Here is a 23,760-nt window from a genome sequence, read left to right as displayed (position 1 = left end):
CCCCTTTGCAGCATACATATAGCTTGTAAAGGGGGGATTTGCTTTGGCTAAATTCGGCGGCCGGCTCCCAAGGAAAGGCCCGCTTCCTTTCCGGTATGTTTTTCTGCTGACTTTTGTGTTTTTTATGTTCTCGACCGCAGCCGGAATATGGATCATCAATAAGGGGCTTGAACCTACCCTGATGAGTTACGCTGACTCTCAGACGAGGAAAATCGCATCGCTGGTCATTAACAATGCCATCAACAAAAAAATCACGAATGTAATGGACCTTGAGGACATGTTTGTTAAAAGCGGCGATGGCTCTGTCATTACCATTAATACTGAAAAGCTTAATCGTGTGAAGGCAGAGGTAACGGAACTTGTTCAGGACAATATAAAAAAATCTGAACAGGGAGACCTCTCATCATTGGAATCATTCACGGACATAGAGATTGAAACAAAGGGTTCAAAATCAGCAAATGGAATCATTTATTATGTGCCATTGGGCCAGGCAACCAAAAATGCGCTCTTGGGAAATCTCGGACCCCGTATCCCGGTCAAATTTAACTCTGTTGGGTCGGTAACTTCAAATTTCATCACCAAAAGAGAAGATCATGGAATCAATAATGTGTACGTGGAAGTGCTCGTCCGCCTGGATGTCCAGGTACAGATTATCATACCGTTTGCCACCAAAATAATCACCGTGCAGGAGGATGTCCCTGTCGCGATAGGAATAATACCGGGAGATGTGCCTCAATTCTATAACGGGGGCGGCGGTGATTCTGCCCCTTCCATTGAGCTGCCTGCTAATTAATGGATTTGCTAAAAAGAAGGGTGCCTGTTATAGTATTATAGAAATTAATATGACCTTATCATATCCGGTGGGGTAGAGGTGCAAAATTCAAGAGTAAGATGTGCGAGGATGACAACGTTGACCGCATCAGAAAGGGAATTTTTGCCGAAGCAATTGACATGTGTCCGCATTCCATTGCTGGGGCTGCTTTGAAGAAGGGCAGCACTGTCATTATAAAGGCAAAGCAGGTATATGCTTAGAAAAGCCTTATAATGGGGAGCTACAGATCGTGATGGAGAAACCTATTACTTAGAAAGAGTAATGATGGATTTTCTATCATTGCTCTTTTTTATTATCTGCAGCTGCACAGCAGCTGAAACTGCATCTTCGTCTGGAAGTTCCCCCCTGTCATCATACAAGGAGGAGGAGAGAAATTGGCAAACACGATATTTTCACTTTTGCCGCCGCTTGTGGCCATTTTAATGGTCGTTCTGACAAGAAGAGTATTGTTATCTTTAGGTGTCGGGATTATAACCGCTGCCTTCCTGCTTGCCGACTTTGGCATCGGGAAAACCCTGAGCATCATCTGGGAGGCCGTCAAAGGCATTTTTGTGGCTGATGGAGCCCTGAATACCTGGAATGTATATATTATTTTATTTTTGCTGGTTCTTGGCATCATTACCGCTTTTATCAACATTTCCGGAGGAAGCCGCGCATTCGGGGAATGGGCGATGAAACGGGTGAAAACCCGGGCTGGAGCCCAGCTTGTCGGTGCAGTGCTTGGCATCATTATTTTCATAGATGATTATTTCAATGCACTGGCGGTCGGCCAGATCTCACGGCCGATAACGGACCGGCATAAAGTTTCAAGGGCAAAGCTTGCGTATCTGATTGATTCTACATCTGCTCCGGTATGTGTCGTTTCCCCTGTTTCAAGCTGGGGCGCCTATATTATTGCCCTAATCGGGACGATCCTAGCCGGTCATGGGGTGACAGAATACTCGGCATTCTCAGCTTTCATGCAGATGGTGCCGATGAACCTTTATGTATGGACTGCTCTTGCCATGGTATTCATTGTGGCATTCAGGAATATCCAAATCGGGCCGATGAAAGCCCATGAAGAGCGGGCTGTAAAAGAAGGACTGGTTCTGGATCCTGATAAGCCTGCTCCTGGAGAGCTGAAGGATGATCTTCCAACAAGCACAACCGGGTCAGTCGGAGATCTTGTCTGGCCGATCATTGCGTTGATTCTCGGAACAGTCGGCAGCATGGTCTGGACTGGATACACAGCAACAGAGGGAAGCGCAACGATCCTGAAGATCTTCGAAAATACCGATGTAGCGAAATCCCTGATCATCGGAAGCCTGATCGGGCTTGCTCTCACACTGCTGCTGTTCCTTCGCCAGGCTGTCGTATTGAAGGGAGTAAGTGCAGGCGTTTTCGGAAAAGGGATCTGGGAAGGAGTTAAATCCATGCTCCCTGCGGTCTATATTTTGATCTTTGCCTGGGCGATTGTTGATCTGATCGGCCAGCTGGAAACCGGGACCTATCTTGCAGGTGTCGTGGAAAACAGCAATATAAGCCTTTCACTGCTGCCAATCATATTGTTTGTAATTGCAGGGATCATGGCATTCAGTACAGGAACATCATGGGGCTCCTTTGGCATCCTGCTTCCTATTGCCGGCGACGTTGTAGCAGCGACCGATATTTCGCTTCTTCTGCCTGCAATGGCAGCCGTTTTGGCTGGAGCGGTATTTGGAGACCACTGTTCTCCTATTTCAGATACAACCATCCTTTCATCCACAGGGGCCGGGTGCAACCATATCGACCATGTGCTGACTCAGCTGCCGTATGCACTCATATCAGCGCTGATCGCAGCTGTGGGATACCTGGTGATCGGATTTACCGGCAGCACCATTTTTGCTTTAATTTCAGTGGCAGTCCTTTTAGCTGCCTTTGCCTTCATTGCGGGGCGCGGGCAGGGAACATCTGCTGAATTTACAGATTGATATTGAGAGGCATCCCGCATAGGGTGCCTCTTTTTTAATTGCCATTGGAAAGTGCATTCTGAAAAACGATTTATATGAAAATGCCAGAATTTCATGGATAGTCTATCCGGCGGGGGAATATTAGTATATTAAGGAGGTGGATGGGCATTAAGGGGCTTGGGAGTTATTATTTAAAAATAATAATTTTCAAAAAATAAAGCTTTGACACCGTAGGGAAATGTGGCTATACTATGTTTAGATTATACTAAAAAATCAGAAAATATAAAAGTTTCCAACTCTTGAGACGTGCATTTCAAAAGAACTGGAAATGAAATGGGGGTAAATTGAATTATGGATAATCGTCCTCAATGGGGAACGAGAGCAGGTTTCATTATGGCAGCTGTCGGATCAGCGATCGGGCTGGGGAATATATGGAGATTCCCTGCCGTGGCGTATGATAATGGAGGAGGAGCTTTCTTCTTTCCTTATCTGTTTGCACTTCTGACAGCAGGGATCCCAATTCTCATCCTTGAATTTACACTGGGCCATAAGTACCGCGGCTCCGCTCCGCTTACGTATGCAAGGCTGAACAAAAAATTTGAATGGCTCGGCTGGTGGCAGGTAGCTGTTTCCTTTGTCATCTCCACATATTATGCGGTCATCATTGCGTGGGCCATGTCATTTGCAGGGTTTTCCTTTAACCAGAATTGGGGAGATGACCCGAACGGTTTCTTTTTCGGAGAATATCTTAAGCTTTCAGATGCACCGGGATCAATCAGCACGATCGTCCCAGGCGTATTCTTCCCATTGATCCTTGTATGGCTCATTACTCTTGGCGTATTGTTTAAAGGCGTGAAAAAAGGGATAGAAGTAGCGAACAAAATCTTTATTCCAGCCCTTGTTATCTTATTTTTAATCATTGTTGTTCGCGCGCTGACACTTGATGGAGCTGTCCAGGGGCTTGATGCCTTCTTCAAGCCGGATTGGAGCAAGATTGCAGATCCTGGAGTATGGGTGGCCGCATATGGCCAGATCTTCTTCAGCTTATCAATCGGATTTGCGATCATGATCACGTACTCCAGCTATCTTCCAAAGAAGACGGATCTGACAAACAGTGCATTCATCACTGGATTTGCAAATTCCGGGTTTGAGCTTCTCGCCGGGATCGGCGTCTTTGCTGCACTGGGCTTCATGGCTGCACAGCAAGGCGTGCCAATCAATGAGGTTGTTAGTTCAGGTGTGGGCCTTGCTTTCGTGGTATTCCCGCAGATCATTAGTGAATTCCCTGCTTTAAACGGACTGTTCGGCTTCTTCTTCTTCCTATGCCTGGTCCTTGCAGGTCTTACATCACTCATCTCAATCGTGGAAACTTTTGTTGCTGGTGTACAGGATAAGTTCAAAGTGTCCCGTACAAAAGCAGTATTATTTGGAGGCGGGGCTTCTGCCATCATTTCCGTATTGTTTGCGACAGACAGCGGCCTCTATTTCCTTGATGCAGCTGATTATTTCATCAACCAGTTTGGAGTAGCGCTTGCAGGGCTTGTGGAAGTAGTCGTAATTGCATGGGTATTGAGGGAGCTGAAAAGCATCCAGTCGCATGCGGACAGCGTCTCAGATATCCTTCTAGGCGCGTGGTGGAGGATCTGTCTGACTGTTATTACACCGCTGATCCTTGGCTATATGATGATCCAGAACATCTACACTAATATCAAGGACAATTACGAGGGCTACCCGACAGGCTTTATCATCTATTCAGGATGGGCAGTCGCGGTCGGCGCCATTGTACTCGGATTCATCTTCATGGCATTCAAGTGGGATAAAGGCACCATTTCTGTCCCGGATAAGAAGGGGGTTTCTCAATAATGTCTGCTAGTGCAATAACAATGATGATCGTTGGGATGCTTATCATTTGGGGAGGACTTGCTGCAAGCATTTCCTTTGCAGTTTCAAAAGCAAAAAAGTCATGAAAGCAAAGGCTGCCGAATCTTTTCGGCAGCCTTTATTTATTATCCGGGGACAATGGTTCCGGCCCTTATTTCTTTTTCCGGGACTGAATCTTATCCTGCCTCTCCCACAGCCTTAGGTGCGGATAGGGATCATAGGACCATTCCGTATACCCATTGTCTTTGTACATTCCGTAGTGAAGATGAGGCGGGAACTTCCCGGATGTTCCCGGCGGGCCATAGCCGGAGCTGCCTACACCCCCGATCAGCATGCCCGGTTCAACAATCTGCCCTGCTTTCAAATCCTTAGCAAAGCCGCTCAAATGCGCAAAATAATGATAGTTATTATTGATATCCCGGATGCCGATTCTCCAGCCGCCATACTTGTTCCAGCCTTTCATTTCTATAATGCCGTAGCTGGTGGCCCTCACGGGGACGCCGTAGTCGGCAAAAATATCTGTTCCTTCATGAATCCTCCTGCCTCCCCAGCCCCTTGCATCCCCCCAGGTATTTTTGTAGCTGTGATTGCTTCTGAAGGGAACGGGAAAGGCATGGCCGTCAAGGTCCAGCCGGCCGAAGTGTTTATAGATCTCAGCATGCCCTATGATGATCCCGACGGTTTTATCCCGTTTATAATAATCCCATAACCCAATTTTTATATTATCATGGTCAACTCCATAAGAAAGAAGAAAGTGGGCAAAAGCATAAATGACATCCTGGTCATCCTTCAATGAAGCTTTGCCATCGCCATTGCCATCCACTCCCATGCCTCCGAAAAATTGGATGGAAGCAGGATTATCGTCCTCCAGATCAGGGTTTAACAGGCCGGCCCATTCTTCCGGCTTAAAATAAATTCCTGTCAGTCCCTCTGCTTTCGGGAGGTCCCGGCGCGCCTTGCGGATGCTGCGCTCATACTGGTCGACAGCCGCCAAATAATACCAGGGTATATTGGTGATGGCCTCAGTATTCTTGTATAATTGCATTCTTTTGCTGTAAATCTCCGCCAGATCCGTGCTCTCAGCCGCATCTGTCCTGGCCGGATAAAGGGAGAACAGCAGCAGAAGGGTCAAAAGTATGCGCATGGAAACCTTCCTTTCGGTCTTGTTTGCAGTTTAGTTTGTGAAAGAGCGCGCCTTTTCATCTATATCAATTAATGGTAATGATGAGAGGAATGGCTTGTTCTGCCTTCTTCATTATGTTAAAGTGACATCATGAAGTCTAAATCAGTCCGGTTTTCTGGGGACAAGATTGAATGGATGGAGTGGGAATAGTGAGCCAAAAAGAAGAATATATCCGCAAGCCTGAATGGCTGAAAATAAAATTAAATACGAATGAAAATTACAATGGCCTCAAAAAAATGATGAGGGAAAAAAACCTTCATACCGTCTGTGAGGAAGCAAAGTGTCCGAATATTCATGAATGCTGGGCAGTCAGAAGAACAGCAACTTTCATGATCCTGGGTGGCGTATGCACACGTGCATGCCGTTTTTGTGCGGTTAAAACAGGCCTTCCGAATGAGCTGGACTTACAGGAGCCGGAAAGAGTGGCAGACTCTGTTGCCCTGATGAACCTTAAGCATGCAGTTGTTACAGCTGTAGCAAGGGATGACCTTAAGGACGGAGGCGCAGCTGTATTTGCTGAAACCGTAAGGGCGATCCGCCGCAAAAGCCCATTCACAAGCATTGAGGTGCTGCCTTCAGATATGGGCGGTGTTTATGAAAACCTTAAAATGCTGATGGATGCCCGCCCTGATATCCTGAACCATAATATAGAAACGGTTGAAAGGCTGACTCCAAGAGTCCGTGCACGTGCTACATATAAGCGCTCATTGGAATTCCTGAAGCGCGCAAAAGAAATGCAGCCTGATATCCCTACAAAATCCAGCCTGATGATCGGCCTTGGCGAAACAAAAGAAGAAATCATCGCAACGATGGATGACCTTCGCGCCCATGATGTAGATATCATGACAATCGGCCAGTATCTGCAGCCTACCAAGAAGCACATAAAGGTCCAGAAATACTACCATCCGGATGAATTCCAGGAGCTGAAGGAAATTGCCATGAGCAAAGGTTTCAGCCATTGCGAGGCAGGCCCTCTGGTGCGCTCTTCCTACCATGCCGATGAGCAGGTCAACGCTGCAGCGAAGCAAAAGCAGCTGATGGGCGAGGAGCAAAGCGTCCAGCAGGCTTAAAGCGGGAAAATGGGTAAAGATAGTAAAAGAGTTCAGCGCTTGCTGAACTCTTTTTCAGTCATATCATTATTTCATTTGAGGGCTGCTGCCCTTTTTTGCTTTCGTTTTGTCCAAAGCTTCGCTAATATCGTCATGATCAGTATCGTCATTCATTTCACCCTGTGCTTCACCGTTTTCATTTTCGCCTGAGGACATTTTTCTGCCCTGTGGCGACTGAAGCATTTCTTTAATCGTTTCATTGATGGCATATTCCATGTTGCGGCTGTCTGAATCCATGGTCGCATAATTTTCCACATTTTTGCGTAAGTTGGTGTTGTCGGAAACGTATACATGGTACCAGCGCGGTATGACTGACATGGCCATTTTTTTCACCTGGTCTGCTGTTTCAGCACGGTCCTTTGAATCTGTATCATATACAAGCAGGACCTCTTCATCGGTTACAAGAGCTGATACATCATCGACATTAGGGACATCTGTGCAATATTTGGCGATGATATCGGCAACCTGCTCCCGGTTGATGGCAGCATAATGGTCATTGGAAGAGTTGTCTCCCGGGATCGGGCTTCTTTGGTGGCGGACATAACCATAGCTTTCGCTCATATTATTGCCGCGCCTGTAATTCTGGTTGTACAATTCAGGACGCTGATCATTCACGTTGATCGTATTGCCGCTTTCCTCATACATTTCATCCTTGGAGGAAAAGTTCTGGCAGGCAGCAAGAGCTGAAAGGCTGCAAATACCTATTATGATGATGGACTTCTTCAATTGAAACACCCCCTCATTACTATCATGACCATGTGTATACTTTTTTTTCTTAGTAATTGATGGGGAATCAGTTATAATTTAAGTAGCAGGAAGGGAAAAGGCAAAGAGACATGAGAGGTGATAGACATGGTTTGCATCAATAATATCTGTTATGAGCTGATTGAAGAGAGAACAGATGGGTTTAATGAAGAGGCCTTCCGAGGAAGGTACAGCGAGATCCTGACAAAGTATGATTATATTGTGGGGGACTGGGGCTATGGGCAGCTGAGGCTCAGGGGCTTTTTTGACGACCAGAACCAGAAAGCCACTTTTGATACGAAGATAAGCACGCTGACTGAATATCTTTATGAGTATTGCAATTTTGGGTGCCCATACTTTGTTGTAAAAAAGATAAAAGCCTGACAAGAGCCGATGAACGGCTCTTGTTTTGTCTTATTTTGAGGTATATGGCGGCTCTTCATTCTTATCTGGATCATCATGGGTCGGGTGGGCCCCCTCCATCTGCCTCGGGAGGTTTTGATGGAGGGATTTGAACTCATAATTAAAGGCGCTGTAATAGCGCTGGCCCTCCCGCCAAGGGGTACTTTTATTCTCGACAGGCTGATCCTTCCCTCTCGGAGAGCCATAAGGACCTTCCGGAAGCGTTTCAGGTACAAGGAAATTGCGCTGGGTCTCCACGTTTGAAAAGTCAGTATAAGTTTCTTTTTCTTTATCATCGCTCATTCTATCACCTCCTGCCTAGTATCTGCATTCCTTCACAAGATATAAGGGGCAAGATGGCGCAAAAAGGCATTAAATCATTTCATATAAGAATGACCGCAGCTCTTCCGCATCTTCTTCAGATAGCTTAAAGGCAAATTCAAGGTATCCTTCTTCTTTCAGGTCATCGGGACCGATGATGGCAAACCGGCTGCCCTGGATATCAAGGACAAGCTGCTTTCCATAATAGCGGGACGACTGGATAATGGCGAGGTCGAAGCGCTGGTTTTCACCCATAAAACTGACGAATCTTGTTTTCGTTTCTTCTAAATCATCATATAAAAAAAATCTTTCGGACATCCTGCCGATTCCTCCTTGAGCTTTTTATTATCCTTATCTTATCAGAAGCTGCCCACTTGAAGCACTGTGATTTTATTCTATTTTACCGTAATGAAAAAAACGGATTCTTGAAAATTATGGTACAATAGATTCATGAAAAATGCCGACTCCTGAGAGGAATGAGACAAATGGTCCATAAAAGCAGACAAAAGCTCCGCAATTTCTTCAACTGGGGAAAGATTGTATTCCCGCTATCCAGCATCCGTTATTATCCTCCCCAGTTCATCCTTAGGGACCCGATCATCCAGGGTGTCAAACGGGCATTCCGTAAAGGATCTGAGGTAGCTGTCGCGGTCTTTACTATCAAGAATCTGAGAGAGATTTCAGACCAGCTTGGCCAAACCGGCTATTTTGCTTACATATCCAGCATTAAAAGGGAGTTCTGCCATACAATCCAGGGGGAATTGAAGGAAGAGGAGGTTATTCTCCTTCATGATCATTACAGCGACGGGCTTACTCTTTTCATTGAGGTAGGGCATGAACGCTATTGCATCTCGGAGATTGAGGGAATTATGAAGAAAATCCTCAGGGAATCAGAACGGAATCTCCTGCTGAGCCATCCGGCAGTCAATCCTCAGATTGAAACCGGATACATGTTTATTGAGAAAAAGCATTATTCTATAGAAGAAGCCGTACTGAAGGCCCATCAGCAGGCACTTGCCATGGCGGAAAAAAGGGTGCAGTCCGATTTCAATGAAATGCTGTACAGCATGAGCAAAATCGTCGCAAAGAAAGAGATCCGCCTTCTCGCCCAGCCTATTCTTGATGTGGCTACAAAGGAAGTGAAGGCATGGGAGATGCTGACCCGCGGTCCGGAGGGGACCCCGCTTGAAAATCCGCTTCAGCTCTTTTCAGTCGCAAGGCAGACAGGCATGCTTTATGACCTTGAAATGATCGTGATGGAAAAGATACTCGAACAGATTGAAACGACCGGCTGCCAGCAGGATATTTTCATTAACTTCACACCGATCACCCTGGGCAATCAGCTTTTTGTCAGGGACATTAAAAAGTTGCTTGCCAGGCATAAAGGAATCAGCCCTCGCCAGATGACAATCGAGGTGACTGAAAGGGATTCAATTGAAGGAATGGAGTATTTTATTTACAATATAAAGGTACTCAGGACTTTAGGATTCCGGATTGCCATCGATGATACAGGAGCAGGATATGCCAGCTTGAACTCTATTACGGAAATCATGCCGGACATCATCAAGATCGACCGTTCCGTCATTCAGAATATCGACAAAAATACGGTAAAGGAATCCATGCTTAAAGGCCTGCTCCTGGTGGCAAAAGAAACCGGCTCCCTGGTGGTGGCAGAAGGTATTGAAAGCGAAGAGGAGGCGATTGTCCTCTTCCGCAATAAAGTGGACCTGGCACAGGGTTATTTTTATGCCCGGCCTGATCTGCTTCAAAAAGGCCTGTTGTCATCATAGGGGTCAATTGAAAGGATGAACCTTTATGTATTTTGTGGACAGGGAAAAGATTGAAGAGATACTCGTATTTTTTGAAAAGCAAACTGCCCTTTTCGAGGGAAAGGACAATTGGGACAGTGAGATTGAAAGGGCAGCGCTGGAACGGGTTTCCCATCTGCTGATCGAAGCGATCCTTGATGTCGGCAACAGCATAATAGACGGCTTTATTATGAGGGACCCGGGCAGCTATGAAGATATCGTGGATATCCTTGAAGATGAAAAAGTGATCTCGAGTGATATGGCAGGCAGCTATAAAGCGATCATCCAATACCGCAAGGAACTGGTCCAAAACTATACAAGCATCAGCCACACGGAGCTGCAGAAAGCTTTTGCTGATCATCTGGATGATATTAAAAGATTCGCACCCGCTGTAAGGTCATATATCCTCAATGAACTTGGACCGGTATCGGCATTCAAGAACTGACCGGAGAAAGCTGAATCCTTTGGAGGGAAAAGCCTTTTCCTTTATACTAAAGCCAAGACCTTATGGTTTTGGCCTTGGCAGAATAAGACGCTAGTCAAAAAAGGCTCTTGGAAAAGAGCTTTTTTTGCATTTTAATTTTAAACAGGGGCAAAACAAAATAGAATGAGGCAATTACAGGCAGGAGTTGGATATTTTGAAGGATTATAAAGGCTATTTAATTGATTTGGATGGGACTATGTACCGTGGAACAGAATTGATCCAGGAAGCCGCTGATTTCGTCAAAAAGCTCAAAGAGAGAGGCATTCCTTATTTGTTCGTGACCAATAACTCTTCACGCACTCCCCAGCAGGTTGCTGCGAAGCTGAGGGATTTTGATATACCTGCTGAAGAAGAGCAGGTCTTTACGACAAGCATGGCAACAGCAAGCTTTATTGCGGAAGAAAAGAAGGATGCCTCTGTATATGTCATTGGGGAAGAAGGGATCCGGACGGCGATTGAAGATGAAGGCCTTTCATTTGCAAATGAAGATGCAGATTATGTTGTTGTGGGAATCGACCGTTCAATCAACTATGAAAAGCTTGCTATCGGCTGTCTGGCCGTGCGCAGGGGCGCAAAATTCATTTCCACAAATGGAGATATCGCGCTGCCGACTGAAAGGGGCTTTCTTCCGGGCAATGGATCCATCACCTCTGTAATCACTGTTTCAACTCAAACCGAACCGCTGTTCATCGGCAAGCCGGAGTCAATCATCATGGAGCAGGCATTAAAGGTAATCGGCACCAGCAAGGACGAGACATTGATGGTAGGCGACAACTATGATACCGACATTCTGGCAGGGATGAATGCGGGAATGGATACCCTTCTTGTCCATACCGGCGTGACAACAAAGGAACTGCTCGAAGGTTATGAAAAGAAGCCGACATATGTCATGGATTCGCTCGACCAATGGAAGTTTTAATAAAGGCACGAAAGAATGGCTGCAGAAATTCTGCGGTCTTTTTTTGTGCATGATTTCTTCCCATATTCTTCTGCATCCCTTCCCAATTTGGTAACAGTTTGGTCATATTTGCCCGGTAATATAAAAATCAGGCAAAGTATTAAATAATCTATTAGGAGGATTCAGAATGATGGATTCCAATGATAAATATAACCAGGAAGAAACTAAATCAAAGCTAAGGAAGGGCAAAGGCATACTGTCAGTTGTTGCAGCCGGGGTGGTCGGTTCTGCTCTGACATTGTATGCGGCACCTTACACTGATTATATTAGGGACCAATTCCCTCAGGCAGCCGCAAGCCAGGATGTTTCAGGAGGACAGGCATCCAGCGCCGCTGATGCCAATAAAACGGGCATCATTCCTGAGCAGACTAGTGCTCATACAGAAGGCTCTCTTGCTGATATAGTCGAAGGTGCATCAAAAGCGATTGTGGGAATCGTGAAATCGGAGAATCGAGCCAATCAATTTTCAAACACCAGCCAAACGGTGGAAAGCGGTTCAGGCTCAGGTGTGATATTTAAAAAAGAGAATGGAAGCGCCTATATCCTGACAAACAACCATGTTGTCGAGGGGGCCAGCAAGATTGATATTTCCCTTCATGACGGCCAGAAAACAACTGCAGAGCTAGTCGGAGCAGATGCACTGACAGATTTGGCAGTGTTGAGGATGGATGAAAAGTATGCCGATACTCTGCTGGGCTTTGGTGATTCATCCAAGCTGAGGCCTGGAGACCAGGTGCTCGCGATAGGAAACCCGCTCGGTCTTGACCTTTCAAGAACAGTCACACAGGGGATTGTCAGTGCGGTGGACCGCTCAATCTCTGTTGATACTTCTGCCGGCAGCTGGGATATGAATGTCATCCAGACAGATGCAGCAATCAATCCGGGGAACAGCGGCGGGGCATTGATAAATACTGCAGGGGAAGTAATCGGCATCAACAGTCTGAAAATTTCCGAAAGCGGGGTAGAAGGCCTTGGTTTTGCCATCCCTTCCAATGATCTTCAGCCGATCGTGGAGGAAATCATGGCAAATGGCAATGTAGAGCGTCCTTATGCAGGGGTCGGTCTTGCCGGTCTTCAGGAAGTCCCTCAAGGGTATCTGCAAAACCTGCCGCAGAATGTCACCAAAGGAGCATTTATTGCCAATATTGATCCTGAATCTGCTGCAGCCAAGGCAGGCCTGAAAACGGGAGACGTGATTATTGCCATTAATGATACAGAGATTGGCAGTCCGGATGACTTTAGGAAGTATCTGTATACCAAGCTGAAAACAGGCGATAAAGCGGAGCTGTCACTTTACCGAAATGGTGAAAAAATGAATATCACTATGGAATTGGGCACAAAAACAATTACAGATTAAAAGTCCGCCGCCGGACTGTATGCCGACATTTTAAATAATAGAATGGAAAGGAAGTTATGATGGGGTTTTTAACAAAGAAAATCGGATTAGGGATATTGGTGCTTATTTTGGCAGCTGCAGGTACTGCTGCCTTCTTTCTTTCAAAGGAGCCGGCTGTAGCAAGTGTGGGCAGCGAAAGTATAAAAAAAGAAGAGCTCTACAGCCTGCTGGTCAAGCAATATGGAGATGAGGCTCTGGACGCGCTTGTAACGGACAAGATCATTGAAATGGAGGCAAAGAAGGAAAAAGTAACAATAAGCGACAAGGAAAAAGAAGAAGAGCTGAAAAATCTGAAAGAATCATATGGCGGGGAGGAGGGCTTCAAAGCTGCACTTGAACAGAGTGGTGTTACAGAAGCCGGAATAGCAGAGGATATTGAAAAATACTTAAAAACAGAAAAGCTCCTCGAGCCGCGAATTGATTTAAAAGAAGATGAAATCAAAACTTATTTTGAAGAAAATAAAGATCAGTTTGCCCAGCAGGAGCAGGTAAAGGCAAGCCATATCCTAGTTGAAGATGAAGCGACAGCAAAAGAAGTCAAATCCAAGCTGGACAAAGGAGAAGAATTTGCCGATCTGGCAAAAGAATACTCCACCGATGCTTCCAATGCCGAATCAGGCGGCGAGCTCGGCTATTTCGGAAAGGGAGAAATGGAAGCTGCGTTTGAGGAAGCTGCCTTTGCGTTGAAAGCTAATGAAATAAGCGGGCCAGTCAAAACCGATTACGGCTACCATATCATTAAAGTGGAAGATAAAAAGGAAGCAAAAGAAGCTGTGTACGAAGACAGCAAAGAAGCAGCGAAAAAGGCACTTTTTGACGAAAGGATGCAGACTGAGTACTATAACTGGCTTGAAGAGAAAAAGGAAGAATATAAAATCGAGAAAAATATGAATGCCTAAGATTTGGAGCAGCCTTCCCTCTTATTCCTGGATAATAGACAATTAGCAAAACGAAAGAGCTTAGGTTCCAATATGGGGAAGTGGCTCCCGATTTAATTAGAGAAATCATGTTGGACAAAGCCTGATAGACAGTCTATCAGGCTTTTGCGTGTAAGTTTAAACAGGCTGCACCGGCTGGCTGACGACCAAGTCTGCCCCTTCCAGCGGCCGGACAGTTTCTAAGTAATGATCTTCCGCCTTCCAGTATCTGTTTTCAAACTTGTCCACTTTTTGTCTGGTGGCTTCTTTTTCGCGTTTGAATCTTGTCTCTCTCGGACAGTCCAGGTAAACGATATAATCAAGATAGTTTCTCCATTCAGGACGCTGCAGAAAGACGCCTTCGATGATGATGAGGCATTTCCGGGGAATGGTGGTATTTTTAAGAAAATGGCTGTCATTTTGTTCGACATAGAGCCTTAAGGTAAGTTCTGTTCCGGTATGTACTTTTGAAAACAGCTCCTGCTTTAAGTGTTCTGCATCCCATTGAAGGGAGTAGTATTCGTACCATTCTTCGTTTCCTGTGTTGTATCTTTTATTGCGGTCTTCTATATAATCATCGAGATGAAAGATGACTGCGGGGTGACCTTCTGCCTGCAGCCATTGTTTGAGCCTATTGACGAGTGTGGTTTTTCCTGAGCGGCTGAGTCCATCTATTCCGAGGATGAACCGGTCGTTTTGGAGCCCTTTTTCGATTGCTTGCTTCAGGTGGTTGATATCCATTTTCCGTTCCTCCCGTTTCTTGTTATCTCTGAAATCTTAGCATGGAATTTTTATTGTGTACAATTTTTCCAGACTGTAAAAACACTGCCTAAATGGGGGCTGTTGATTTGCGTTGCAGGCACTTCGCTTTCCGTGGGGCGAAGTTGAGCCTCCTTGGAGCGAGCTCTTGCTGGGTCTCAGTTCTGCGCTATTTCCCACAGGAGTCTGCGTGCCTTCCACTCCAGTCAACAGGGTTTTTATAATTTTTTGGGTGATTTCTCTTTAGGAAAACGGGACGTTTTTTTGATGAGTTTTTGTTTTTAAAGGGGCGTTGCAGGCACTTTGCTTTCCGTGGGGGAAAGCTAAATTTCCTCGGGCTATTAATAAGCGGAGATTTTCCTGTTAAATTGTTAATATGCCATGAATGGGTCTATATAAGCGGAGATTTTCCGGTTAAGCGAAGCAAAATGGTCGATTATCCTTTTTTTTGGGTCGATAGGCGGAATTTCTCCTTCTATTTAAGCTGATTTTAGAGCTCTATTTAAATTAGCGGGAATTTCTCCGCTTATTGTCAACCCGCGCTGAACCTCATCCTGTTCCTGGAGTCGGCTCTTTTGGTCAGGGGGGGGGTATGGGGAAAAATTGCTCTTTTAAAAGGTATTCTTGACTCATAATGAATTGGTTATTAAACAATGAGGGTGCTTACCTTCAACAGCATGCTATTTTTATAAAAAGGCTCAGAGCATAATGGCTCCGAGCTTTTTTGTGTGTAAATATTATTGCTAAAAAGTCTGCGAAATGCACTGCCAATCCGCACTTGGCACTTCAAAACCGAAACCTTACCAACAGAAGGCTGTTTATTCTTCTATTCGACTTTAGCAGCGCCATGGGCCAGGCGGCTTGAGGCGGCTGCTGCGATGGCGCCTACGATATCGTCCAGGAAGGTGTGGCATTTGCCGGAGGATTTATCGTTTAGGTCTTTTAGGATGCCGGGCTTCAGTTTATCGATATATCCGTAGTTGGTAAAACCGATGCTGCCATAGACATTGACGATGGAGAAAGCGAGTACTTCGTCGACGCCATAGAGGCTTTCATCGGTTTCTATGATTTTTTGGAGAGGCTGGTCAAGCATTCCTTTTTCACCGAGCATATCAAGCTGGATCCCGGTCAGGATGGCGTTTTGGACTTCCCTTTTGGACAGGACGCGCTCAACGTTGTGAAGGCAGTCCTTCATTTCAAGATTAGGGTGGTACTTTTCCTGAAGAAAGAAAACTAAATCTGCGATATCCTGTACGGTTACCCCTCTTTCAAGCAGCCATCTGCGGGCTGTCTGTTCTGTCAGGTCAACAACTTCTTTTTGTTCTTCAGACATTTGCCTCACCTTTTCTTGTTTTTTTCTAATGTATATACCGGCACAGCCGCAAATATACCTAAACAGGACATGCGGCTCCCGTGGCCTGTCTACTTCATTTTTTCCCTGAAGGCATGGGTTATGCAAGAAACAAACAAGTTTTTGCGGCGGGCACATATAAATGAGATATAAGCGATTAGCGAATGAAGAGGTGTTTCTATGCTCAGGCAAATGCTTAAACAACATTTTGGCATACAGGCGGAGGAAGAATTGAGAATCGGGCTGCATGAAGCGTTCAAAAAGGATAACCAGCTTTATATACCGATGGAGGTTGGCCTGGAGGAAGAGGATCTGGCGGAGCTTAGCCTGATTGCCAGCCATCTGCAGCAAACCGGCGATAAGACTGTAAGCACTTTCCTGCAGACAACTGAAGGTAAACACTCAAGTGTGTGGGAGCAAAAGAGCTATTGTGTATTGAAGTGCCCGAATGCCCAGCCGCGCAAAGGCTATCAGTCTGGCAGGAAGCTTGCCAAGTTCCATTATCGCGGCAGGCTTATTTCCTCACCGATCACCCGGACAAGCAGGATCGGGCAGTGGAAGCAGCTCTGGGAAAAGAGGCTGGATCAGATGGAGAAGGTTTGGAATAGCATGCTTTTTCAGCAGCCGGAGCATGAACTGGACCGGATGTTTCTGGAAACATTCCCCTACTATATGGGCCTTGCCGAGAACTCCATCCAATATCTGGCTGATGCAGAGCTGGATGATGAGCCAGGGCCTGCGGACAGCGGGACTGTCTGCCATGAGCGTTTTGTTTCCTCCACATGGGGAAGTGATGATTATCTGATCAAAAGCCCGTTTGACTGGGTCTTTGATCATGCAAGCCGCGATCTGGCAGAATGGTCCAGGGAAAGGTACTTCCGGAACATCAAAACTTATCAGCCAGGGCTATCACAGTATCTGAAGGAGTACCAGACAGTTGAGCCGCTGACCTCTTTTTCGTGGCGGCTGCTGTATGCACGCCTTCTGTTCCCGCTTCACTATTTTGAGTGCATTGAGAATTATTATGGGAATCCGACAGAGCATCAAAGGCATCTTTCAGAAGAGCAGCTGGGCCGTTTCCTGCAGCATACAGGCGACCATGAAGAGTTTCTGGGAAAGTTTTTTGAGATGGCAGAAGTCCCTGCTGCCAAAATGAAACTCCCTCCTGTAGACTGGCTGAAATGATAGCGGACTCAGCAGAGCTGTGAAAGGGCTTTTCCTTTGAATTGCCATTTCTTCCTTTTATAATGGGGAGGTACTGAACTTTTACGGCAAACTGCTGGGAGGCATATGATTGATGAAGGATAGAGTGTATATTACAAGAAAGCTGCCGGAAGAAACGATTTCCGGCTTAAAAGAGCATTATCATGTGGAGATGTGGGATAAGGAAGACATACCTGTTCCGGCAGAGGTTCTCAGGGAAAAGGCTAAAGAGGCATCGGCGCTGCTTACGATGCTTTCAGATTCCATAGATGGTGATTTGCTGGCGGAAGCGCACCGATTGAAGGTTGTAGCCAACCTTGCAGTCGGTTATGACAATATTGATGTGAAGGCTGCAGCGGAAAAAGGGATCACTGTGGCGAATACCCCTGATGTGCTTACTGATACTACAGCTGATCTGACCTTTGCTTTATTAATGGCGGCAGCCCGGAGGATCACGGAAAGCGCAGAATATGTGAAAGAGGGGAAATGGAAGAGCTGGAGTCCGCTCCTTCTTGCCGGCCAGGATATCCATCATAAGACCATCGGGATTGTTGGAATGGGGAATATCGGCCAGGCTGTGGCAAAGCGGGCAAAAGGATTTGACATGAACATCCTTTATCATAACAGATCAAGAAGGCCTGAGGCGGAAGAAAAGCTCGGAGCTGTCTACGCTTCATTCGAGGAGCTGTGCGAGCAGTCGGATTATGTTGTATGCCTTGCACCGCTGAATGAGTCGACGAAAAATCTTTTCACCGAAGAGGCCTTCCGAAGAATGAAGAACTCCGCCATTTTCATTAATGCAGGCCGCGGCGCCATTGTGGATGAAGACGCACTTTACCGTGCTCTTCTTGATGGGGAAATCAGCGGAGCCGGGCTTGACGTCTTTGTAAAAGAACCAATTGGAAAGGACCATCCTCTCCTCAGTCTGTCCAATGTTGTCGCCCTTCCGCATATCGGCAGCTCCAGCACGGAAACCAGAATGGAGATGGCCAGGCTTTGCGCCGAAAACATCAATCTTGTTTTATCAGGCAAGCAGGCAAAAACGCCGGTACATATTTAATGATTGAAGGAGGCCCGGCTTTTTGCCGGGCTTTTGGTTTAGTGGAGGAGTGGCCGGGCTGCGGAGGGGGATATTGCTATTGGCGGAGATACAGGCTGGTGTTTCCATACGATTGTCAGGAGTAAGTCAGATCATGAATTTCAATGTCGTGTATCCGGGAGGAGCCACTGGACACATGACCAAGTAAAAAATGGAGGTGTCATGTATCCGGGAGGAGCCGCTGGATACATGACCGAGCGAAAAACCGGGTGTCATGTACTCCGAAAAAGCTACTGGATACATGATGGAGTAAAAAATAGAGGTGTCATGTATCCGGGAGGAGCCACTGGACACATGACCGAGCGAAAAAAGCGGATGTCATGTATCCCAAAAAAGCTACTGGATACATGATCGAGTAAAAAATGGAGGTGTCATGTATCCGGGAGGAGTCACTGGATACATGGTCGAGCGAAAAAAACGGGTGTCATGTACCCCGAAAAGGCTACTGGATACATGACCGAGTAAAAAATGGAGGTGTCATGTATCCGGGAGGAGTCACTAGATACATGACCGAGCGAAAAAAACGGGTGTCATGTACCCCGAAAAGGCTACTGGATACATGACCGAGTAAAAAGTGGAGGTGTCATGTATCCGGGAGGAGTCACTGGATACATGACCGAGCGAAAAAAACGGGTGTCATGTACCCCGAAAAAGCTACTGGATACATGACGGAGTAAAAGATGGAGGTGTCATGTATCCGGGAGGAGTCACTGGATACATGGTCGAGCGAAAAAAACAAATGTCATGTACCCCGAAAAAGCTACTGGATACATGACCAAGTAAAAAATAGAGGTGTCATGTATCCGGGAGGAGCCACTGGACACATGACCGAGCGAAAAAAGCACATGACATGTATTCCGAAAAAGCCCCTTACATGACAGAGCGAAAACCCTAGTGTCATGGACAGGGGGCAACATGCCATAGATTTTCATCCATGTAAGCTATAATCCACTACACAGCCTTCGTCTAAAAGAAAAAATCTCAAATCGCCAAACACTTACAGTCTCAGCACAGTAAGCGATTCCACAAATATAATTCTGAATATTTCCTATTGTAAAATTATCTGCCAAATTCTATAATGTCTACTATACAAATACAAGTGTACACCTAAAAAGAACAACGGTGAGGGGGATATAGAGTGGAAGCTATTTCAGTTGGGTTGTTAGGATTGGGAACTGTCGGATCAGGTGTTGTGAAAATCATTAAAAACCACCAGGATAAGCTGATGCATCAGGTAGGCTGTCCGGTTGAGGTTAAAAAAGTGCTGGTGCAGGATTTGAATAAGCAGCGCGAAGTGGATATTGAAGCCTCCCTGCTCACAGGAAGCCCGGAGGAAATTATTGATGATCCGGATATCGATATTATCATTGAGGTCATGGGGGGGATTGAGGATACAAGGAAGCATCTCCTTAAGGCGCTTGCGAATAAAAAGCATATTGTAACAGCCAATAAAGATTTAATGGCATTGTACGGTTCGGAGCTTTTGACTGCTGCTTCAGAAAATGGCTGCGATTTGTTTTATGAAGCCAGTGTTGCCGGGGGAATCCCTATTTTAAGAGGGCTTGCAGATGGATTGGCCTCTGACCGGATAACTAAAATGATGGGCATCGTTAATGGGACAACCAATTATATTTTAACGAAGATGAGCCAGGATGGCAGCGCCTATGAAGATGTGCTGAAGGAAGCCCAGGAGCTCGGATACGCCGAAAGCGACCCGACCTCAGATGTGGAGGGGCTGGATGCTGCAAGGAAAATGGCGATCCTGGCCACACTCGGCTTCTCGATGAAAGTTGATCTGGATGATGTGAAAGTAAAAGGAATCACAGGGGTAACGGAAGAAGATCTGCAGTACGGAAAGCAGCTCGGCTATACTATGAAGCTGATCGGCATTGCCCACCGCGAAGGGGAGAAGGTTGAGGTCAGCGTGCAGCCGGCGCTTTTGGCAGAATCCCATCCGCTTGCCGGGGTGAATAATGAGTATAATGCAGTCTATGTATACGGGGAAGCGGTTGGAGAAACGATGTTTTACGGCCCTGGTGCAGGGAGCCTGCCGACTGCTACAGCAGTTGTCTCGGACCTTGTCGGTGTCATGAAAAATCTGAGGCTGGGCGTGAACGGGAAGAGCGCTGTCAGCCCGCAGTATCCGAAGAAGCTTAAAGACCCGTCCGAAATATACTCTAAATACTTCCTGCGGCTTCATGTTAAAGATGAAGTGGGTGTCTTTGGCGAATTGACATCTATTTTTTCCAAGCATTCCGTCAGTCTTGAAAAAATCCTGCAGCTGCCTGTTGAAGAAAAGGGGCTGGCCGAAATCGTCCTCGTCACCCATCAATCTTCTTTGAAGGATTATGAGGACATCCTGTCCAGCTTAGAGGACCTGCCTGCTGTAAAAACGATTGAGAGCTCATACAGAGTAGAGGGGAGTGGAAGCTGATGCGATGGGAAGGACTTTTGTCTGCCTACAAGGAATATCTGCCGGTGAATGATGAAACACCGATGCTCTCCCTGAATGAAGGCAATACACCGCTGATCAAGCTGAACCGGATATCCCAGGAATGGGGCATCGAACTGTATGTGAAAACGGAGGGCAGCAATCCGACCGGCTCATTCAAGGACCGCGGCATGGTCATGGCTGTTGCCAAAGCAAAGGAAGCCGGCAGCAGTACGGTCATTTGTGCATCAACAGGGAATACATCTGCCGCAGCGGCAGCATATGCGGCAAGGGCCGGGATGAGATGCATAGTTGTCATTCCTGAAGGCAAGATTGCCATGGGTAAGCTTGCACAGGCAATCATGTACGGAGCGGAAATTATATCAATTGAAGGCAATTTTGACGAGGCTCTTGCCATGGTCCGCAGCATCAGCGAAACGGAGCCTGTCACTCTTGTGAATTCTGTCAATCCATACAGGCTGGAAGGGCAGAAAACGGCTGCCTTCGAGATTTGCGACCAGCTTGGGAGTGCCCCTGATATTCTCGCAATCCCTGTAGGCAATGCCGGAAATATCAGTGCCTACTGGAAAGGCTTTAAAGAGTACAACCGCGCAAAACAGACCGGCCTTCCAAGGATGTTTGGCTTTGAGGCGGAAGGGGCGGCGGCCATTGTCCATGACAGAATCTTTGCAGAGCCCGAAACAATCGCTACCGCCATCAGGATCGGAAACCCGGCGAGCTGGCAGCTGGCCGTGGATGCGAGGGACGAGTCAGAAGGGAAAATCGATGAAGTCAGCGATACGGAAATCCTTGGGGCATACCGCAAGCTTGCAGCTTCAGAGGGCATTTTTGCAGAGCCGGCTTCCTGTGCATCGCTGGCCGGCATCTATAAAAAGCTGCGCCAAGGGGAAATACCGCATGGCAGCAGAGTTGTTGCAGTTCTTACAGGGAACGGGCTGAAAGATCCGAACACCGCAATCGATACAAGCCTTGTGAAGCCGATCCTTCTTCCAAACGAGCTTGAAGCGGTTGCGGGCCATATCAGGGGAGCCGTGCATACATGATGGAGGGAGAGATGCTTACCATCAGGGTGCCGGCAAGTACGGCCAATCTTGGGCCTGGCTTTGATTCTGTCGGCCTTGCCCTGAGTCTATATTTGACGGTTGAAGCAGAGCGTGCCGGCCAATGGGAGGTCGTGCCTGAAAGCAGCTGCCTGGAGGGCTTCCCAAGGGACAGCCGGCATCTGATTGTCCAGGCTGCAAAGAAGGCAGCCGAACATTATTCAGCGGATCTCCCGCCCTGTATTTTAAGGGTGAAAAGCGACATTCCCCTGGCCAGGGGGCTTGGTTCAAGCGGAGCAGCCATTGTCGCCGGTATTGAACTGGCTGACTCGTTATGCGGCTTAGGGCTTTCCCGGCATGAAAAGCTGTCCATCGCAGGGCGGATGGAGGGGCATCCGGACAATGTGGGGGCCTCTCTCTTTGGCGGGCTGGTGATTGGTTATCAGACAGGGGAAGAGGTGCTGGCAGCCGCTTTCCAACATCTTGGCATTGAGGTGCTGGCAGTCGTTCCCCAGGAGGAGCTGCTGACAAAAGAATCGAGGGGGGCTCTTCCGGCAAGCTTGACCCACCAGGAGTCGGTTCAGGCCGGCGCTGCGGCCAATCTACTCATTGCTGCTCTTCTTCAGGGCAATTATGAGCTGGCTGGGAAGATGATGCAGAAAGATTTGTATCACCAGCCCTACAGGAGGAAGCTTGTTCCCCATCTTGACATGATTGAAGAGAAAGCAGCAGCTCTTGGCGTCTTCGGAACCGCCTTGAGCGGAGCGGGGCCTGCAGTGGTTTGCTTCATTGCCCCTGAAAAGGGAGATCAAGCTGCAGATGCTCTCAGCAGGATACTGCCGCAGATGGATGTGCTGCGCCTATCCATTGATCAAAAGGGCAGTACAGTATCCCGGCATGCAGTTTCAGGCCGTTAATATGCAAGAGCTGAGATTCCCATAAAAAAAAGCGATCCGCCCGAGGCGTGATCGCTTTATTATTGGAATTTCTTTAGAATACCTGTTCTACTTCGACAACTCCAGGAACTTCTTCTAAAAGAGCACGTTCAATCCCTGCTTTTAAAGTAATGGTTGAACTAGGGCAGCTGCCGCAAGCTCCAAGTAAACGAAGCTTAACAATGCCATCTTCTACATCAACCAATTCACAGTCTCCTCCATCGCGAAGAAGAAACGGACGCAATTTATCTAATACTTCCTGAACATCTGAAATGATATCTTGTTCCATTAAAATCGACTCCTTTCCTACTCTTATTATAATCACTGTCGAGCCAAAAATCTATTCCCCAATCCCCAAATCCAATAATCGTTAATTTTTTTTCTATATGAATATTAAACTTCCATCAGTTAAAATAGACATAAAGGGGTGGAAAAAATGGACAGAAGGTCAGTTGAAATCGTTGTATACGGGGCAGAGCAGTTATGCCCAAGCTGTGTGAATCTGCCATCATCTAAAGAGACGTATGAATGGCTGGAGGCTGCGGTCAGCCGGAAGTTTGCTGATCAGCCTTTTTCCATCAGTTATGTGGATATACATAATCCTCCTGATGATGAGTCAAAGAGGGACTTTGCGATGCGGGTGATTGAGGAGGATATGTTTTATCCGGTCGTTTTGATCGGCGATGAAGTGGTCGGTGAGGGCAATCCGAAGCTGAAAACGATTTTTGCCAAGATGGAGGCTTACGGTTATACGCCAGCCTGATGAATGGGGAAAAGCGGGCCTGTGTGTATCAGGGTCGCTTTTTTGTTGAAAATACGGAGTATCTTTTTGAATGGGGGCGGTGATTTCCGTTCCAGGCACTTCGCTTTCCGCGGGGCGGCGCTGAGCCTCCTGATATGAACGAAACTGTCAAGATTCCCACTCCACCATCGTTTTGGTTTTGTTTTTGGGCACTTT

The 23,760-nt window shown here is 46.8% G+C and carries 24 protein-coding genes, 2 pseudogenes and 1 riboswitch; of the genes and pseudogenes, 18 read left to right on the top strand and 8 right to left on the bottom strand.

Going from position 1 to position 23,760, the window contains the following annotated elements:
- Positions 1–43 precede the first annotated feature (43 nt).
- The 4 genes from yunB (at position 44) to RBB45_RS24805 (ending at position 4,727) form a co-directional block, all read left to right on the top strand.
- On the top strand, positions 44–793 hold the full coding sequence (gene yunB / locus RBB45_RS24820; protein ID WP_009791469.1) for a sporulation protein YunB: 750 nt from the start codon (positions 44–46) through the stop codon (positions 791–793).
- Positions 794–858: 65 nt separating this feature from the next.
- A riboswitch (Lysine riboswitch) is annotated at positions 859–1,063 on the top strand.
- A gap of 143 nt (positions 1,064–1,206) precedes the next feature.
- Complete coding sequence (locus tag RBB45_RS24815; RefSeq protein WP_094769837.1) at positions 1,207–2,781, top strand: Na+/H+ antiporter NhaC family protein; 1,575 nt, start codon at positions 1,207–1,209, stop codon at positions 2,779–2,781.
- Positions 2,782–3,111: 330 nt separating this feature from the next.
- Positions 3,112–4,623 carry a sodium-dependent transporter gene (locus RBB45_RS24810; protein WP_035401234.1) on the top strand — a complete coding sequence of 504 codons (1,512 nt, stop codon included), beginning with the start codon at positions 3,112–3,114 and terminating at the stop codon, positions 4,621–4,623.
- On the top strand, positions 4,623–4,727 hold the full coding sequence (locus RBB45_RS24805) for a methionine/alanine import family NSS transporter small subunit (protein ID WP_022544349.1): 105 nt from the start codon (positions 4,623–4,625) through the stop codon (positions 4,725–4,727). The genes RBB45_RS24810 and RBB45_RS24805 overlap by 1 nt, the downstream gene beginning before the upstream one ends.
- A gap of 65 nt (positions 4,728–4,792) precedes the next feature.
- Here RBB45_RS24805 and RBB45_RS24800 read toward each other — a convergent pair whose 3' ends face one another.
- Complete coding sequence (locus tag RBB45_RS24800) at positions 4,793–5,785, bottom strand: M23 family metallopeptidase (protein WP_129613954.1); 993 nt, start codon at positions 5,783–5,785, stop codon at positions 4,793–4,795.
- A 188-nt stretch (positions 5,786–5,973) separates the two neighbouring features.
- Here RBB45_RS24800 and lipA point away from each other — a divergent pair, with 188 nt between their 5' ends.
- On the top strand, positions 5,974–6,894 hold the full coding sequence (lipA, locus tag RBB45_RS24795) for a lipoyl synthase (protein WP_041825247.1): 921 nt from the start codon (positions 5,974–5,976) through the stop codon (positions 6,892–6,894).
- A gap of 66 nt (positions 6,895–6,960) precedes the next feature.
- On the opposite strand, the gene RBB45_RS24790 is transcribed toward lipA, so the two are convergent.
- Positions 6,961–7,659, bottom strand: a complete 699-nt coding sequence (locus RBB45_RS24790; RefSeq protein ID WP_009791459.1) for a YhcN/YlaJ family sporulation lipoprotein — start codon at positions 7,657–7,659, stop codon at positions 6,961–6,963.
- Between the two features lie 126 nt (positions 7,660–7,785).
- Between RBB45_RS24790 and RBB45_RS24785 the strand changes: the two genes are divergently transcribed.
- On the top strand, positions 7,786–8,061 hold the full coding sequence (locus RBB45_RS24785; protein ID WP_009791458.1) for a YutD family protein: 276 nt from the start codon (positions 7,786–7,788) through the stop codon (positions 8,059–8,061).
- Positions 8,062–8,091: 30 nt separating this feature from the next.
- Here RBB45_RS24785 and RBB45_RS24780 read toward each other — a convergent pair whose 3' ends face one another.
- Positions 8,092–8,382, bottom strand: a complete 291-nt coding sequence (locus RBB45_RS24780; protein ID WP_009791457.1) for a hypothetical protein — start codon at positions 8,380–8,382, stop codon at positions 8,092–8,094.
- A 69-nt stretch (positions 8,383–8,451) separates the two neighbouring features.
- Positions 8,452–8,718: a DUF3055 domain-containing protein gene (locus RBB45_RS24775; RefSeq protein WP_009791456.1), complete on the bottom strand. Its 267-nt coding sequence runs from the start codon at positions 8,716–8,718 to the stop codon at positions 8,452–8,454.
- A gap of 167 nt (positions 8,719–8,885) precedes the next feature.
- Between RBB45_RS24775 and RBB45_RS24770 the strand changes: the two genes are divergently transcribed.
- The 5 genes from RBB45_RS24770 (at position 8,886) to RBB45_RS24750 (ending at position 13,945) form a co-directional block, all read left to right on the top strand.
- Complete coding sequence (locus tag RBB45_RS24770) at positions 8,886–10,190, top strand: EAL domain-containing protein (protein WP_009791455.1); 1,305 nt, start codon at positions 8,886–8,888, stop codon at positions 10,188–10,190.
- A 25-nt stretch (positions 10,191–10,215) separates the two neighbouring features.
- Complete coding sequence (locus RBB45_RS24765; protein WP_101549564.1) at positions 10,216–10,653, top strand: DUF86 domain-containing protein; 438 nt, start codon at positions 10,216–10,218, stop codon at positions 10,651–10,653.
- Positions 10,654–10,846: 193 nt separating this feature from the next.
- Entirely contained in the window at positions 10,847–11,611 is a 765-nt protein-coding gene (locus RBB45_RS24760) for a TIGR01457 family HAD-type hydrolase (RefSeq protein WP_022544346.1), read from the top strand.
- Between the two features lie 166 nt (positions 11,612–11,777).
- Entirely contained in the window at positions 11,778–13,007 is a 1,230-nt protein-coding gene (locus tag RBB45_RS24755) for a S1C family serine protease (protein WP_306010559.1), read from the top strand.
- A gap of 56 nt (positions 13,008–13,063) precedes the next feature.
- Positions 13,064–13,945, top strand: a complete 882-nt coding sequence (locus tag RBB45_RS24750; RefSeq protein WP_306010558.1) for a peptidylprolyl isomerase — start codon at positions 13,064–13,066, stop codon at positions 13,943–13,945.
- 156 nt (positions 13,946–14,101) lie between these two features.
- Here the strand turns inward: RBB45_RS24750 and RBB45_RS24745 are convergent, their stop codons facing one another.
- Entirely contained in the window at positions 14,102–14,704 is a 603-nt protein-coding gene (locus tag RBB45_RS24745) for a kinase (protein ID WP_306010557.1), read from the bottom strand.
- Between the two features lie 844 nt (positions 14,705–15,548).
- The gene (locus tag RBB45_RS24740) at positions 15,549–16,055 is read right to left on the bottom strand and encodes a phosphatidylglycerophosphatase A family protein (protein ID WP_009791447.1); all 507 of its coding nucleotides are present in this window, start codon (positions 16,053–16,055) and stop codon (positions 15,549–15,551) included.
- A 198-nt stretch (positions 16,056–16,253) separates the two neighbouring features.
- Here RBB45_RS24740 and yutH point away from each other — a divergent pair, with 198 nt between their 5' ends.
- The 6 genes from yutH to thrB all read left to right on the top strand — a co-directional run bounded on the left by yutH (position 16,254) and on the right by thrB (position 22,784).
- A complete protein-coding gene (yutH, locus tag RBB45_RS24735) occupies positions 16,254–17,258 on the top strand; it encodes a spore coat putative kinase YutH (protein ID WP_094769845.1) in 1,005 nt (334 codons plus the stop codon).
- Positions 17,259–17,367: 109 nt separating this feature from the next.
- On the top strand, positions 17,368–18,336 hold the full coding sequence (locus tag RBB45_RS24730; RefSeq protein WP_170939609.1) for a 2-hydroxyacid dehydrogenase: 969 nt from the start codon (positions 17,368–17,370) through the stop codon (positions 18,334–18,336).
- Between the two features lie 22 nt (positions 18,337–18,358).
- On the top strand, positions 18,359–18,523 hold the full coding sequence (locus RBB45_RS24725; RefSeq protein ID WP_306010556.1) for a hypothetical protein: 165 nt from the start codon (positions 18,359–18,361) through the stop codon (positions 18,521–18,523).
- A gap of 990 nt (positions 18,524–19,513) precedes the next feature.
- Positions 19,514–20,809, top strand: a complete 1,296-nt coding sequence (locus tag RBB45_RS24720) for a homoserine dehydrogenase (protein ID WP_094769460.1) — start codon at positions 19,514–19,516, stop codon at positions 20,807–20,809.
- Positions 20,809–21,870, top strand: coding sequence for a threonine synthase (gene thrC, locus RBB45_RS24715; protein WP_009791442.1), 1,062 nt, complete (start codon positions 20,809–20,811; stop codon positions 21,868–21,870). Before RBB45_RS24720 ends, thrC begins: the two co-directional genes overlap by 1 nt.
- Positions 21,867–22,784 (top strand): homoserine kinase, encoded by a 918-nt coding sequence (gene thrB / locus RBB45_RS24710; RefSeq protein ID WP_009791441.1) that lies wholly within the window; start codon positions 21,867–21,869, stop codon positions 22,782–22,784. The genes thrC and thrB overlap by 4 nt, the downstream gene beginning before the upstream one ends.
- Before the next feature lie 73 nt (positions 22,785–22,857).
- On the opposite strand, the pseudogene RBB45_RS24705 reads toward thrB, so the two are convergent.
- Positions 22,858–23,070 (bottom strand): annotated as a pseudogene (locus RBB45_RS24705) (NifU family protein); the annotation flags it as partial.
- A 168-nt stretch (positions 23,071–23,238) separates the two neighbouring features.
- Here RBB45_RS24705 and RBB45_RS24700 point away from each other — a divergent pair.
- Positions 23,239–23,565 carry a YuzD family protein gene (locus RBB45_RS24700; RefSeq protein ID WP_306010555.1) on the top strand — a complete coding sequence of 109 codons (327 nt, stop codon included), beginning with the start codon at positions 23,239–23,241 and terminating at the stop codon, positions 23,563–23,565.
- Here RBB45_RS24700 and RBB45_RS24695 read toward each other — a convergent pair.
- Positions 23,550–23,760, bottom strand: a pseudogene (locus RBB45_RS24695) (hypothetical protein); the annotation flags it as partial. The gene RBB45_RS24700 and the pseudogene RBB45_RS24695 sit on opposite strands and share 16 nt — an antisense overlap.

The organism is Bacillus sp. MMSF_3328, assembly GCF_030733525.1.
Taxonomy (GTDB): domain Bacteria; phylum Bacillota; class Bacilli; order Bacillales; family Cytobacillaceae; genus Bacillus_AB; species Bacillus_AB infantis.
This window is presented reverse-complemented; position numbering and strand designations above follow the sequence as displayed.